The following is a 15,173-nucleotide window of genomic DNA, read 5'->3' on the forward strand; positions in this document are numbered from 1 at the left end:
AATAGTAATATCTTTGCTAAAAGACACAAAAAATGAAAACATTATATCCATTCGTCATATCCACCCTAGTTGTTACTTTTGTGGGATGTAGTCCGTCTCCTAAAGCAACTGAAACTAGTAAAGAGACCACTGAAGTTACGAAGAAAATCATTACACTAACCGATTTCAAAAAGATAAAAGGTGTAGATAATATACAGGATGTACCCTTTCAATTATTTACTAAACTAGATTCAGTTCATTTTTTTATGGCTCCAAGCAAAGATGCTGATCACCTAAAAGTAGCTAAAAATAAACTCGAAAATTACTACGGATTTGAGGAGTTTGATGATTTTTACGCGATCCACTTTAGCATTGATAATAACATTTCGAATAGCATTGAAGCTTTTGTTTTGAAGTCAGAATTCACAGCCTCATTTGATTTGACCTTAGAAGGTAAAGATCTTTATGAGATCAGAAGCAGCTTATTGAAGAAAACTCAAGATTTTAAAAATAAATCATTCCGCAAATTCGGTACAATAGCAGAGGTTTCAGCACAAGAATTTAAAACAGCTTCTAAAAATCGAATCGATGAAGTCTTAGTGAAAAATCCGAAAGTAAAACTGAAAGATGGCAACTGGGTGTATACGGAAAATGGAAAAGAAACCACGATTGTGCAGCATGAGAATGTCCATACAGAAGACGGCATGTTATCCAATGAATATATCGGGCAGTCTCCTACACTAAATTTAGAGATCTTCAAAGAAGAATCGCCTGAAGTATACGATATGTACTACTCGTTTTATACGATAAAACCTGAAGTTAATTTTAGAACGTTTACCGGTGGTTATCCACAGATTATTCCAGGTAAAAATTGGATTTCTTATGTCAATTCAAACAATGACGTAGGAAGTGATTTTACCATTAACAAATACGCGGAGCAAGTTTCTGATCAAGAAAACCTGCTGTATATTAATTTTACGAACTTCAAAATTGCAGATCATAAAAAAGCTTTTTGGGCGGATAACGACACTTTTTATGCTGAAGTATTCCCGACAAATTCAGCGCCGGCGAAGGGTAAAAACCAAAAGACAGCTTACATAAAAATTCAGTTGAAGCCGAATCTATTTTAGTTAAGAATATATAACTGCTATTTTCTGATCAGCTGCAGTTGATCACCTTTTTTCACCATATTAAAGGACATGACTTTTGATATGGTGAAAACCTGGGTTGGGGCTTCACATGTTCCAGATCGGGCAATGCTATCAACCTGCATTTCAATTTGATCTGCTTTGGTGAAATAATATCTTCCAAATATTTGTGTGAAACAATCATTGCCACATTCCCAACTATCATAACTTGTAAATCTTTCTTGATCGAGAAAGTCTACTGCGTAAAAATTGAAAATAAGTGCCGTATCTATTCTTTTTGATAAGCGAAAGGTTGTATCACCATCTATCGTGACAAGCCCTCCTTCCTGAATGATCCAGTTGGTATTTTTAAGTTCGTTAGGGAAGTTGTTTTTCTTTCTTTCAGCATCTGCACAACTTAGAATCGTTATTGTCAGCAAGAGGCTAAAAAAAGTAAAGGCAGCAGTTTTTTTCATTGTCGCTTTATTTTTTTTTAATAAACAAACTCTTTCAAGTACAATCATTGCCAAAATTTGTTTGACCTTTTCACGATCTTTAGAACAAATCCAGGTATTCTTTCTTTAATGATCTTTTTTGGATCGCTTCAATGAAAGCACTAAAACTGTCCGACACAAGTTCTGTTTCTTCAAACTCAGGTTCTTGACCATAATATATTTTCCCAAAATTTTCTGCTGAAACATGAAGAGCAAAATAGGCATAACCTTTTTTAACAGATAGAATAATAGGTACATGTTGATTCCAAAAATTCTTTACCACTTGTTGATTTTCAACATCTCCATCAAAAGCGTCTAAGGACAGAATTTCAAATTCATTCCATTTGAAATCATTCTCATCATTTGTCTCATTAAAATCTGTAATGCTGTTAAACCATGTTGTATCGGAGTGGTTCGTGAGCAAGGAGTATGTTTTTAAAAAAGCAAGATAATCATCCGGCAGGTTCGAATATCGTGTCTGAAATCTTTTATTTAAAGTTTCATGATCAGAATCCTTCGTAATAAAATGTAGGTCTTTACTTAATGCGTTCATCGTTTCGTTTTCAGATGTTTAAATTTTTGCAAAGAAATTAAAGGTCTGCTCAGCTATAAGTTTTGGATTGGTAGCTGCTATACCATCGATGCGGTCTTCATACAATTGGATATTTATTAATTTAACATCATTAGGTATTTTATAAATTTCATCTTTGGTATAATTATATCCCTTTACATCAGCGCTTTGCTTGCCTGGATATTTTTTAATCTCTACGTAATACCGCAATGTGATGGTATTCCCCTTTTGTTCTCCTCTTTCAAAACGAATTTTTCTAAGCTGATGAACAGCATGGCCACTGGAACTGATGTTGCCCTGCATCCGAAATTTAAGCGTTTCAGCATCTTTATAGAGCATGTAAATAAGAGGAACTAAGCGTTCTGTAACTTCCTTACGGCTCACATAAGTTTGTATTGCACCAGTTTCTGGAATTTCTTTTAATACCCGCTTTGGTTCGGTGTAAATAGTAGAAATCTGTAATTTCTGAACATTTGTTTTACAGCCAAATAACCCTAAAAATGAAGTTAAAACTGCCAAATATCTCACGGTCTTATTTCTAATAAATCTTTGAATTAAAGATAACAAAAGATACCGTTTGAAAATATCCCCGATACTGGTAGTTTTTAGAGTTTTTACTTTTTTTCCAACAACCTATTTATACATCCACTTTAATGATCACAGTATAACGATTGCTACCTGAGCACCTAAATTCTCTAATTCTTGAACGCTGCTGTGTATCCATTTTTTAGGACCTTTGTGATACAATATTCGCGCTTCCTTACTCATTTGCAGCGCTTCAGCACCCGACAATCGGTACTTCGCTTTTAATAAGGAGACTATTTTCATTTTATTTGGACCGATATCTGTGATATACACCTCAGCCTCCTGCCAATCCGATTCGCTGATCATTTCATTTTGCTCATCTTCTGCCATCTCTGGCATCTCCAGCACATTTTGATAAACTTCATCCCAAAATTCATTGCCTGAAATACTAAATTCCGTTAATAATGAAAGTAGGCCATTTTTATCATACCGTAGCTCGAAAATGGTTCGTAAAACATTTTGAAAAGTATCAACACTATTCGCCACTTTAATGGGTTTCCATTTTCCTGTACCATGAAAGGCAAAATAAACAGGAAAATTTTCTTCTGAATCGTTAAAATCGATAAAAAAGGGATCTGCAAAATAATTACTGGCAATGACTAGCCAACTTTCCTTAAAATCTCCTTCTTTTTCGCCAACCAAGCTTTTGGATGCAACCGTATTAAAAGCGTATCCATCTTGGAATGGCAGCAGTTGCTCTACTACTGGATAGTTTTCCGGGAGACAGAGATTTTCAATCGAATACGTTTGATTCCAAAAATTTAATAAGGAGGGAAACTGACCAATTTGCTCTAAGAGGCGCTTATTTTCACTTTCAAAAGATGCCTGCTGTTCCGCTGTTAATTCGTTTTCCTGTTTATCTTCATTATCAAAAGGAAATTTTCGTTGCATCCAATGCAGTAAATCTCGATCTAATATTTTAAAATATTTTTCTTCCAAGGTGCCATAAGAAGTAAGATATACCTTTTTGTCCTCGTCATTTCTAGAAATTACAGCCACTTGCCCTCCAGAATCATCGGCCACAGGAATATAATAGGGCAAATACGTCTCAAACTGATGGGTTGTAAAGCGTTCTTTAATAGCTTCCTCATCTTGAAAAACACGTATGGTATCATACACGATTTCAGAATTAAATTTCTTCTGAAATATTTTAATAAAGCTCTGCCAGTGATTGGGTAATTTCATAGGTATGTTAATTCAGTTGACTTTTCGCATCTTGCAGTATTTTTTCAGCGTTCCGCCTTATCTCTTTGGGTAATAACTTAAAATTTGCATCCTTTTCTTCCCGATACTGATCTTCTTCCTGAAAAGGAATCCAACCGGTAATCTTTGATTTTAAGAATGTTTTTCCGCCCCCATTTGTGTAAACGATAACTTTCAGCGGTTTAGCATCTAAACCATCTGATTCTTGAAAATAAGTAAGGTAAAACTCAGGAAAACCATCCTTATTTGCATCTCCCACTTCACAGTAGTTAATGAGATAGATCGGTTGTGCCAATCCTACAGCAAAATCTTTAAAGGTAATTTTTGAAATTAATCCGCCATGATCTTCCAGAAAAATTCCTGCGTGCAGATCCTTGGGGTTATCGTTAAGATAAGCGTCCTGTGCAGCTTTGCTTTCGTTTAAAAACCAAACATAACTTCCGCGGTTGGGAACAAATGATTGAACAACCATTACCGGATTTCCGGGCAATGGATTTCCAAGATCTTCAATTATTTCATTGAATTTTTGATCAGAAGGAAAATATACTCCTGTACGTATCTGCGCAAAAGAGGGTAAACTTAAAACACAAGCAACAAGTGCTAACAGCATTCTGAAAATCATAAATATCGTATTTGGAGTTTATTATTAATTTTCTCTGTATTCTTTTCCAGAACAAATGTCAATATAGTAATAAATAGTTTGCTTTTCATTCAATTTAACCGTGACCAGTCCATCCGAATTAATGGATTGATAGGCTTTTGATCCAATGTATTGTTTATTTTTATTATCGTAAAGCGCATACAATCCATCCTGTTCTTTTTGAATCGCGTAGATCTGATTTTCAGTATTCAAAACCGATATTTCATGATATTCGGGCTTTATCTCCCAGATATGTTCGTGCCGATTCCACAAGCCTTTAGTGCGAAATTGTTTTTCGTCTTCAATCGGAATAATATATAAATCACCCATGCCTTCGTATGAATTTATTTTCCCTAATTTCCAATTTTTATCCATGTATCTATTTGGTAAAATCATTTTTCTATCGGGCCAGACCAAATTTCCTACTTGATCCATGACCTTAAAATTATACGTATCAATGGTATCAACAACAGTTCCTTTGGTATCAATATATAGCCAATCGAACGCCCAAATAGCATGATCATAATTAAAAACACCCAATAGAAAATAAGGTGAATTAGTTATTGAATACACTAGTGTAGTTTTTCTTATGAAATCGATCTGTTTAGCTGTTGCCTTTGTGATTTCCTTTGGAAATACCTTTTCATATTGTGGAAATGGATAAACGGCATTGGTTTCGCTATCTAATAGTAGTTTAGGAACTTCAGGTGTATAACGTTCTTTATTAATTTCATTGAGCACGATTGTTTCTTTCTCAAATTGCATTGAAAGTGTTTCGACACCTTCCAATCTGTTGTAAATTGGTTTTTTATGGTTCAGTTCATAAAGGGAAAAACCTGCATTAGAAGCTTTAATAAAGCGTTTATTTTCAAGTAATTCAGTGATATTATGTTCAATTTTATTCAAGCGATTTTTTTTGATTTCATACAGGGTACCATTCCAAAAGATGTGGTTTTCATCTACTGGGATAAAATTTAAATAGTAACTGTCGTCCAAATATGGAACATCCTTATGAAGTAAAATTTGCTTAGTTTCTACTACTCCTATTTCAATGTTGTGGTAGTTTTTTTCTTTTTGGATTCCACCTCCCAGAATATTCCATTCCCATTTCCAGATCGGCATCTTCTTGACATATTCCAGGTCTCTTTTGTAAAAAGTTAAACCATTTATAACGTTTAAGTTGATTTCGCTGGCTGAAAAATCCAAAACTATTTTTCCATTTTCGTCTATGGCCGCATATTCATTCTTGTCATTTTCAACAATTGCAAAACCTGTCGGTGTCAATAGGGAGGCCGTACGGAATTTTTGATTTGTGACAGCTTTCAAACTTGTTTTATCTACATAGATAAAATCATTTTGCTTCGTTAAAAAAGGAACACTTTTTATGGTCTTCTTTTTTAAAAGGACATCAGGAGAATTGTCCTTTTTTTCTTGTGTACAAGCTGTAATTGAAATCAACATAAATAGGATACTAAAAGCTATAGTTTTCATGCTTAATAATTTTATTCATCTTATCCATCAATATTAGATAGAATATAAGATGAATACTATCCCAGTTATCAGCTATATTTTAGCCCAATATATTGTTTCCAATTGGATTTTGAAAAGACAAAAAACTTAGGCACTCTGCTATTTCTTGAAGTTGATCTTTAGAAATTCATCCAAAATATAAATGCCGTTATTTTAAAATAACGGCATTTTGGTTTGAATGTAAATCAGCTTTGAAAATACCCTAGCTTCTTGCAGGCTATTCTTCTATATTTTACATTGACCATTCAAATGGCTTAGTACAAGGATCACACTCAAATTTTAAAACCTTACCTAAACTTTGTGCTTTTCTACCTTTTTTTACGAACACATAGGCCAGATCTAAATATTCTTCCACTTCCTTTCCACTTTCATCCCTTCCTTTTAATATGACAGAATAGTATTTTCCATCGCTATCTTTTTTATAAAAAACTTCATTAACAGTAACTTTTTTAGGTGTTTCATTATCACAGCAACTGCACCATAAAATCACGATTGGTTCTTTTTTAAGGTAGACGACTGCCGCTTCTGCTTGCTTCTGTGTTAAAGCCTGAAGTTGATCTGCTCGCGAAAAAAAAGCAGTACATAACAATACAAAAAGTAAAATGGTCTTTTTCATATGGATTAATTTTATGGAATTCGATAAGCAAATACTATGCCTTTTGAAACTTTAATGTGGGAATAACACGGAAATTGCGACTATATCTAACCCGATATTTTTTAACATGTAACTTTAATTTTTAGCTAACCGACGGCCTCCTTAATTAGTAAGCTCATTGCTTTTCCAGAGGATTTTCAGTAGTGAATAACATTCCTTAGAGACGCACAATGATATTCCTCTATCTCACATTATCATCACATACACCTACTCCGGTATTTTTTCTGTTAAAATTTCATTATCGGCCATGTCATAATACGTGCATGTCATGGAATGCAGTGAAACAGTCCATTTTTCCACACCGCTCTCCGCACAATGTTTACAAAAAGTGAAGTAATCAGTCTCCCCTTTTTGGTGTATCTTTAAATAATCCCTAAATTTTAATGGATCACAGACTGCCTTAATTTCTAAGTTCTCATACGAGGGTTTTGAAACGGTCTTAAATTCATTTTCACCGAAATATTCGGTGTGACTATCTCTTACCCAAGTGTCGAATGCTATTACACCTAACTTTTTTATTTCTCGAATATAGTTAGGAAAGTCTGTTCCTGATTTGACTTTGCTATGCGCCTCCTCGATCTGTTCTACTGTAAACATCTTTTTTGTATGTTATTTTCTGTTCTTTCTATTCATTTATATCCAAATTCATAATTTAAAGTTATAAACTACTTTTTCAGAGGACCTATGTGCTTGTAAGTGTTGATAAGCAGTCCTGTAGGAGTTGCTTTAGAGCTTACGAATGCAAGTTCTCGCGCGGTTATACCGTCTCCTAACAATCGTTTACCGTGACCAAGTAAAACAGGATAGGTTATCAATACAACCTCATCTACAAATCCGGAATCTAACAATGTTGATGTTAACGTGGAGCTTCCGACAATAATCAGATCAGGTCCAGCTGTTGCCTTAAGTGCTGTAATTGCCTGAAGCACATCCGTGCCCAAGCCTTCCACCGGACCCCAGCTTAAACTCTTTGGGCTGTGTGTTGCAATATATTTAGTAGCTGCATTGATCGCATTGGCCATTGGAAAATCTCCAGCATTGGGCCAAAATTTACTGAATATGTCATAGGTAGTACGTCCAAGGAGAAGGTCAAAATTTGGTCCATATGCTTCAAAAAGAAGTGCTGCACCAGCTGGGCTTCGATATGCAGTCGTCCACGCCCCATATTCATAATCGCCGTCATGTTCAATCACACCATCAAGCGAAATATGTTCAAAAATTCGAATCTTTCTCATGTCTTTTCAATTTGGTCAATGATTAATCAAAATTAACGTATACGAATTACGCGATCAGGGTGTATTTGCGACAATAAAAGGGGGCTTTTAGTCATTCCTTTTGTATTTTTCCATAAGAAACTGATCAGTTGTCTATAACAACCTACTTACAAACTCTTTATCCAATTCTTCATGATATTTAACACCTCAGGTGAAATCGTTTCTTCAATAGTAACATATTCACTCACTAGACCTGTTTTTGCATGCTGAAACAGGTGATTCAACCCGGGCATCGCAATCACTTTAAAATTTTTATTTCCTGCTTTGGTAAGCAACGTTTTAAAACCAGAAAGGTTTTCCTGAGCCGATACCTGCACATCTTTTTCTCCGTTCAAAGCTAAGACTGGTATCTTAATTTTTGTTAAAGTGGTTGCTGGATCATATTTCAAAAAAGAGCGCATCCAGGGCAGAAAGAATCTTGCCGCAAATTCATCAATATTATTATAAGCCTGCGGTCCGGTATAACCAAGCTTAGCCAGGAATGGCTCAGGCTGGCTATTGAGCCATTCTTTCATTTTCTTTGCAAATATTGGCTTGAGTTCCTCATTGTCTGAATAAGTCGCCGAAAGATCAAATAACATATTCAACAGACTGTCAAATCTACTAACCTCTTCCGTATTTAATCCGAGCTGTTCATAATTACTCTTTAACTGCATCGCCATTAATTCCCGGCCTTTAATACCTACTCCTGCCAAACTAACGATAAAGGCTACATCCTTAGACTGCACAGCTGCCATAGGGCCAATAATACCACCTTCGCTATGTCCTATAAGGCCTATTTTTTTGCTATCAATCCCCTGATGTGCCTTCAAGAATTCCATACCGACCAGCACGTCTCCCGCAAAATCCAATGATGTCGCATTCATCACCTCACCTGTCGTTTCTCCAACACCGCGATCATCAACACGTAATACAGCAATACCATTTCTACTCAGATAATCAGCAATGACCCAAAAAGGTTTATGTCCAAACAAAGTTTCATCGCGATCTTGCTGCCCAGATCCTGTAATTAAAATTACAGCGGGTACTTGCTTATTCGTATCAGGTAAAGTCAGAGTAGCACCGTATTGAATTGATTTATCGGTATTGTAGTAAATAACTTTTTCTTCCTTGTAAGGGAAAGGAGCCTTGGGCATCTGTGGCCGCTTAATCTCAAATTCCTTTTCAACTCTTTTTAAAACCAATGGTAGTGCGCCTCCTTGCTTCCACTCGCCAACCAATTCAGTTCTACCTGATTTAAATGCACCATAGAAACCTCCGCCTATTTGAGCTGAAAAAGCAGTCACACTGTCATTTGTGACCTTTAACTCAGAAACCTTCAATCCCATAGCACCTTGATCTGGGCTATCAAAAACGGCAACGTACTGATTTGTTAAGCTATCTTTCGATATCCTTAGAAATATACGGATATTTTCTATTTTGCCCTCCCATACTGTTTTAGATGGTAGATCTTGTGCTGCCAATTGATTTATAAAGCACGTAGCTGTTAAGAAAGTGAGAAGTAATTTTAATTTCATAAAGTGGGTGATTGGTATTATAATCAAATATAATTATTTAATTTAAGGGATACTGTCTTTAATAATAGCCAATTTATGTCTCGGTATTTATTATGTCTGTAGACTTAGACGGATAAGTATCCCATAGGACACGATTAAAATAAAAGATTGCTAAAGCATTTTCTTGTGTTCCATAAGATAAACTAATGCTTCTTTAACAGCCTGTTGGCTACTTTTGGGATTAAATCCTAATTCATTTCTTGCTTTGGAAATATCAAAATCTTGCTGCAATCCAGAGAACATGGCGATTTCTTTAGTTGTAATTAAAGGAGGTCTTCCACTTAGCTTTGCTGCAAACTGCATCAATCCGGCAATACCATATAGTATGAACTTCGGGACAGAAACGGGAATATGCAGGTTAAGTTCGGGATAGAGCTTTTGTGCAAGTTTTGTCGTTTCGGTAATGCTCATGCATCTTTCATTAGTGAGGATATATCGTTCTCCAGACCTACCTTTCTCTGCAGCCAGATAACAACCTTCGGCGACATCTTTAACATCGACCCAATTGAGTGCAATATGGGTGTCCATGGGAATCTTCTTGTTTAAGATTAACCTCAATACTGCATAGGATACATTAAGCGGAAGTAAGGATTCGCTGCCTATCATTGCTCCAGGCATAACGGAAATCAATTCAACACCTAACTCCTTTGCGAGCTTAAAAGCAAGTTTCTCACCGTCATTTTTGGAGTTGTAATAGGCATCTCTCCGGTCCGGATTGTAACCGTTGCTTTCTTTGGTTGGCGTATGTGTATAGTTCAAAGCAGCTATGGAACTTACATACACAATTTTCGAAACACCAGCTTCTGCAGCTGCTTCTATGGTATTACGAATACCTTGCATATTCACATCGTAGATTTCTTTCTGTGGATCTTTAGCCCATAGTTTAAATGCGGCCCCCACGGCATAGAAAGTATCAACACCTTGCAATGCGTTTTTAAATGATTGCTTGTCTGTAATATCTGCCTGCACGACTTCACAATCCAGATCGTTGAAGTAATCTAGATTTCTAATATTACGGACGGACGCTCTAACGCGAAAACCTTTATTTATTAATAATCTTACTAAGTTGTTTCCCAAATGCCCGTTTGCTCCGGATACCAATACCAAATCTTTAGTTTTCATGTACATTGATTTTAAATGATAAAGCAAAGTTCTGCCTTATTCATTTTAAACCACTTCACAAATGTTACTTAATGATATTTTTACGGATACGGCTCAAACTTTTAGGATTCATTCCTAAAAAAGAAGCGATGTATTGCATCGGAACGTGATGAAGTATTTCCGGTTGTTCGTTCATTAGTTTTAAATACCGCTGTTCTGCCGTTAGTGTTGCCAACTCCCTGGATCTTTTTTCATTGTACGATAACGATTGCTGAAAAACATAGATGCTAAAGTCTTTGAATGATGGTGTCTGCTGTATTAAAAGATCTAGATCAGATCTTTTAATACGTAAAAGCTTGCATTCGGTGATGCATTCAAGATTTTCGTCTGATCGGGTCTGATTGCTAAAATTTATATAGGATGTGATAAACCCGGGAGGGCAGTTGATATGAGTCGTCACTTCATCACCCTTTTCATTATAATGAAACAAACGTACAAAGCCTGATACCACAAAATATAGATAAGCTGGAACCTTTCCTTCCTCTTCGATAATACAATTTTTAGGATAAAGAACAGGTTCCATAAAACGCCTGCATAATTCTTTTTCCTGATCGGAAAGGATAACATGCTTGGTGATAAGCTCAATAAACTTGGCGTGCATGGGTTAAAATTTAATAATGATCTGTATTTTTTTCGAAAATTAGTTTTTACAAGAGAATTGTTTTACTAAGCTATTCATAAGCCAACAGGTTTTCCAATACTTTTTCAGATAACCTTATTTTCGCCTCAGCGGTAAAACCCGCAAATTTATCAGAACTGATAACCCGGTTCTTTTTAGACAATTCGTCAGCATATGGAGCCATTCCATCTGCATCAAAAATTGCATAAGAAGATTCATCAGTAAGCAACCATTGACTAAAAGCTACTTTATCAAAGGTCAATCCTAATGATGTATTGATCAATATTGAATTCTTTTTCTTGATACTAAACTCGGACTCTCCAAGAAGAATTGTATTTTTAGGAAGATGGGTCGTGACCACATCACAGATAGCAAGAAGCTCATGGAGTGGTAAATAAGTAATTCCTTTTTGTTCGGCTTCTGTTTTTCTATTTCTGTTATAATAAAACACTTTCATTCCAAAATGTCCTGCCATTGTTGCGACCATACTCCCTAGGGTTCCCAAACCTATAATACCTATACTTTTCCCCTTCAATTCGGTTGAGTCAGCTTTCCATTGGTATTTTCCTAATCCCTGAAATAAATAGATCAATTGAGCAAAGATAAATTCGGCAGCTCCTTCATCTCCGTAATCCCTTACACCTTTAACCGTTATTCCTAGTTTTCGCGCAGCTGCTATATCAACATTTGCAGCACTCTCATCATACAAACTGCAACAAAGTCCAATAAATTTCAAGGACGGACAAGCTTCTAAAATTTCAGCAGAAATAATTGTCTTCCAACTTAGAAGAATACAATCACTATCACCAATTCTTTGAATAATTTCCTCATTAGAAACGGGTGTATTATTAAATATAAGGATGGACGACTTCGACAATTCGGCTATCTTTTGTACAATAGATTCTTGAATGCCACAATCATCTATAATCGTAATTTGATTAAATTTCATTCATCAAATATAGCGAAATAATACACCAGCAAATTCTTTTAAACAGAATTGTGCAAAAGAGACAGACACTTTGCTTTGACATAGGTTTCTCGTACAACCGATCTTCTTAAGACTAACGGCGGCTGAAATAATATCCACGCACCTTGTTTCCCCGTACTATTTTGCGAAACAGCACCAATCGTCTTTGATTGAATCTGCCAAAGTGATGCAACAGTACAAATAGAAGCACCGGAATACTGATCCAGCACAATACACCGAAGACGATCTTCAAAGCCGCCAGCATGGCATTGAGCTGCGAGGCCGGATACATCGCTATCCCATTAGAAAAATCACCGATATCCATATACAGTGCACTGTCATACAGACTCTGCCATTGCCCTTGATAGGAAGCCCAATTTAATATAGCTGCACCAAGTGCTGTTGCTACAAATGTTCTGACTATAATCAAAACCCCTACAATACCGAGAAGCTCATCCATATTCAGACCAGAACCGGCATAGAACCAGATTCCAATATAGAGTATTCCCATCCCGAGCCCCTTTAAGAACATCGGAAAATAAAGATATTCCATATTCATCTGTGGCTGTATGAGCAGATACATCATCAGGCTATGAATAAAGAACACCAGAAATCCCGAAGCAATAAAATACTTCAGTAACCATTTATGCTTAAAACTGATATACCCATAAATACCTGCCAATATGATTCCAGGAATCATCCACAGATTCAGCTCCGAATTTAATAGATTATTGTAGCCCAGTGCTCCTACTGTATATTGCGACAGCAAAGTAGAAGTTGCCAGATATATCCCCATCAGCAACAGCAGCAATATACTGTACCAGATGTTGACTCTTGCGGTAAACAGTTCAAATTTGACTAATTTACGTTTTGCTCCCTTTTGCCTATAAATTACGATTGCTATAAGTAGTAGACATAGCAGAATAGACACTATAATATAAGGAGAATTAAACCATCCCTGTTGCTTCATAAAGGTAAGTGCAAAATCCAAACTCAAGGCTGCAATAGCGAGTAAACCTAAAGAAAGCCAATCAATCTGTGATAAGGGCATCCGAAAGGAGAACCGTTGATTGTGCTGGAAGATCAATGAAAGCGCAGCAATGACCAGCATAACAGCAGACATCAGAAAATAGGGTGCCTGCCAGCTTCCGTCAAACACGACGTCGGCCATGAGATAAGCTGATAACTGAGACAGACAGATCGAAAGCGGATAAAACATCGCGTAGAATTTGCCGCGATCTCCAGTAGGCGTCAGGATGACCATAATGACCAATAAAAGCTCTATAAAAGGAAAAGTTTTAAAAAAACCAATAAAGAAACCAGCAATAATAACGACCAAAGGATTGTCAGTCGTACCAATACAATACGATAACAGTGCAAGAACAATCGAACAAAACACAATGATTTCCTTAGAGCGGAAACGCATTTTCACCCGCAGACTAAAGATAATAGCTACTCCCATTCCGATTGTAGTAGCATTACTTGCCATCGCCATATATTCCGTATAGGTAGCAAGCGCCCCTGAGATATCGGTAATACTATTGCTGTAAACGCTATTGATACTGAGTACCGGGATCAGAAAAATAAAAATAAGCAATAACATGAGCGGTTTGGGCACCCAGGCTGCAAACAATCCTTTATTATACATTATCTTAAAGTAACCTCCACATTCATTCCTGCACGCAACAGTTTTAAGTCCTCTGTTTTATTTTCCGAAGTAAATTCTATTCTTACAGGTATTCTTTGCTGTACCTTTACAAAATTACCGGTGGAGTTATCCAAAGGTACTGCCGCATACCGCGCGCCTGTCGCGCCTGAGATCGCCGTGATTTTCCCGACAAACTCCTTTCCCCCCAAAGCGTCTACCTGAATGGTCGCTAAAGCTCCTATCATAACATTTTCCATCTGCTTTTCACGATAATTGGCCGTGATCCAAATGTTATTACTGTCTACGATAGTGGCTACCTGCTGACTTGGACTCAACAGCTGTCCAATATTGATCGTCCTTCTTCCCATGATACCATCATGAGGCGCTGTGATTACGGTATATGAAAGATTGAGCTTAGCCATATTTAATGCATTTTCAGCACGTTTGATCTCTGCATCGTTCATTCCTAATCGGGACTGTACTTCGGTCACCGTGAGCACAGAAGTACTCCGGGAATTCGCAATCGCCTCATATTGCGAAGATACCGCCTCCAGAGCAGCACTGCTCGCTTCATATTCCGTTTTCACCTGGTCGAACTGTTGACGGGTTACCGCCTCGTCTTTCAAAAGATTTTTATATCGGTTAAAATTCTGTTCCGCATTCCACAATCTTGCTTTTGCCGAAGCAATGTTAGCCTGAGCGGCATCGCTGTTGTATTGTGCTGTACCGATATTATTAGTTGCTGTTCTGACCGAATTAGCCGTAACATGCTTAGATGCAAGTGCCGACAAATAGGCAGCTTCCGCCTGCCCCAGTTGAGTCTGAATCTCACTATCATCCAATATAAGCAAAGTATCTCCCTTTTTTACGTACTGATGCTCGATAAAACGAATATCTTTGATATAGGCCGATACCCGTGTATTGATCGGGTTAATATACGATTCGACCTGTGCTGCATTGGTAAAACGGTTATTACCTATATTGAAATAGGCGTGGATCACCCAATAGAGTCCTGCCAATACCAATAATAGCACCAACATACTGACGATCGTTCCTCTGTTCTTTTTTTTAGGCATTCTCTGTTTTACTTTACTTGATTTAACACCTGTATTTTCTACCGAATCTGTTCCTTGATTCTGATCTTGATTTTGTGACATATTTTTT

At 36.7% G+C, this 15,173-nt stretch carries 16 protein-coding genes; 1 reads left to right on the top strand and 15 read right to left on the bottom strand.

Annotation, left to right across the window (positions count from 1 at the left end):
• Window positions 1-32: 32 nt before the first annotated feature.
• Window positions 33-1,109: a resolvase gene (locus M2265_RS07795; RefSeq protein WP_132771146.1), complete on the top strand. Its 1,077-nt coding sequence runs from the start codon at window positions 33-35 to the stop codon at window positions 1,107-1,109.
• 17 nt (window positions 1,110-1,126) lie between these two features.
• Here the strand turns inward: M2265_RS07795 and M2265_RS07800 are convergent, their stop codons facing one another.
• From M2265_RS07800 to M2265_RS07870, 15 genes are all read right to left on the bottom strand, one after another.
• Complete coding sequence (locus M2265_RS07800; RefSeq protein WP_237682699.1) at window positions 1,127-1,582, bottom strand: hypothetical protein; 456 nt, start codon at window positions 1,580-1,582, stop codon at window positions 1,127-1,129.
• Window positions 1,583-1,661: 79 nt separating this feature from the next.
• Window positions 1,662-2,153: an SMI1/KNR4 family protein gene (locus tag M2265_RS07805; protein WP_132771144.1), complete on the bottom strand. Its 492-nt coding sequence runs from the start codon at window positions 2,151-2,153 to the stop codon at window positions 1,662-1,664.
• Between the two features lie 18 nt (window positions 2,154-2,171).
• Window positions 2,172-2,690: a hypothetical protein gene (locus tag M2265_RS07810; RefSeq protein WP_410528394.1), complete on the bottom strand. Its 519-nt coding sequence runs from the start codon at window positions 2,688-2,690 to the stop codon at window positions 2,172-2,174.
• A gap of 138 nt (window positions 2,691-2,828) precedes the next feature.
• Complete coding sequence (locus tag M2265_RS07815; protein ID WP_132771142.1) at window positions 2,829-3,941, bottom strand: SMI1/KNR4 family protein; 1,113 nt, start codon at window positions 3,939-3,941, stop codon at window positions 2,829-2,831.
• Between the two features lie 7 nt (window positions 3,942-3,948).
• Window positions 3,949-4,581, bottom strand: a complete 633-nt coding sequence (locus M2265_RS07820) for a hypothetical protein (RefSeq protein ID WP_132771141.1) — start codon at window positions 4,579-4,581, stop codon at window positions 3,949-3,951.
• Between the two features lie 24 nt (window positions 4,582-4,605).
• Window positions 4,606-6,090: a hypothetical protein gene (locus tag M2265_RS07825; protein ID WP_132771140.1), complete on the bottom strand. Its 1,485-nt coding sequence runs from the start codon at window positions 6,088-6,090 to the stop codon at window positions 4,606-4,608.
• Window positions 6,091-6,361: 271 nt separating this feature from the next.
• Window positions 6,362-6,745 carry a hypothetical protein gene (locus tag M2265_RS07830; protein WP_132771139.1) on the bottom strand — a complete coding sequence of 128 codons (384 nt, stop codon included), beginning with the start codon at window positions 6,743-6,745 and terminating at the stop codon, window positions 6,362-6,364.
• Between the two features lie 246 nt (window positions 6,746-6,991).
• A complete protein-coding gene (locus tag M2265_RS07835; protein ID WP_132771138.1) occupies window positions 6,992-7,381 on the bottom strand; it encodes a DUF1398 domain-containing protein in 390 nt (129 codons plus the stop codon).
• A 68-nt stretch (window positions 7,382-7,449) separates the two neighbouring features.
• Complete coding sequence (locus tag M2265_RS07840; protein ID WP_132771137.1) at window positions 7,450-8,019, bottom strand: dihydrofolate reductase family protein; 570 nt, start codon at window positions 8,017-8,019, stop codon at window positions 7,450-7,452.
• A gap of 146 nt (window positions 8,020-8,165) precedes the next feature.
• Window positions 8,166-9,575: an alpha/beta hydrolase family protein gene (locus M2265_RS07845; RefSeq protein ID WP_132771136.1), complete on the bottom strand. Its 1,410-nt coding sequence runs from the start codon at window positions 9,573-9,575 to the stop codon at window positions 8,166-8,168.
• 150 nt (window positions 9,576-9,725) lie between these two features.
• Window positions 9,726-10,736: an NAD-dependent epimerase/dehydratase family protein gene (locus tag M2265_RS07850; RefSeq protein WP_132771135.1), complete on the bottom strand. Its 1,011-nt coding sequence runs from the start codon at window positions 10,734-10,736 to the stop codon at window positions 9,726-9,728.
• Between the two features lie 64 nt (window positions 10,737-10,800).
• Entirely contained in the window at window positions 10,801-11,376 is a 576-nt protein-coding gene (locus M2265_RS07855) for a Crp/Fnr family transcriptional regulator (RefSeq protein WP_132771134.1), read from the bottom strand.
• A gap of 70 nt (window positions 11,377-11,446) precedes the next feature.
• Window positions 11,447-12,343 carry an NAD(P)-dependent oxidoreductase gene (locus M2265_RS07860; protein ID WP_132771133.1) on the bottom strand — a complete coding sequence of 299 codons (897 nt, stop codon included), beginning with the start codon at window positions 12,341-12,343 and terminating at the stop codon, window positions 11,447-11,449.
• A 112-nt stretch (window positions 12,344-12,455) separates the two neighbouring features.
• Window positions 12,456-14,009 (bottom strand): hypothetical protein, encoded by a 1,554-nt coding sequence (locus M2265_RS07865; RefSeq protein WP_132771132.1) that lies wholly within the window; start codon window positions 14,007-14,009, stop codon window positions 12,456-12,458.
• Window positions 14,009-15,166, bottom strand: a complete 1,158-nt coding sequence (locus M2265_RS07870; RefSeq protein ID WP_132771131.1) for an HlyD family secretion protein — start codon at window positions 15,164-15,166, stop codon at window positions 14,009-14,011. The genes M2265_RS07865 and M2265_RS07870 overlap by 1 nt, the downstream gene beginning before the upstream one ends.
• Between the last annotated feature and the right edge of the window lie 7 nt (window positions 15,167-15,173).

It is taken from the genome of Sphingobacterium kitahiroshimense, from assembly GCF_025961315.1.
Taxonomy (GTDB): domain Bacteria; phylum Bacteroidota; class Bacteroidia; order Sphingobacteriales; family Sphingobacteriaceae; genus Sphingobacterium; species Sphingobacterium anhuiense.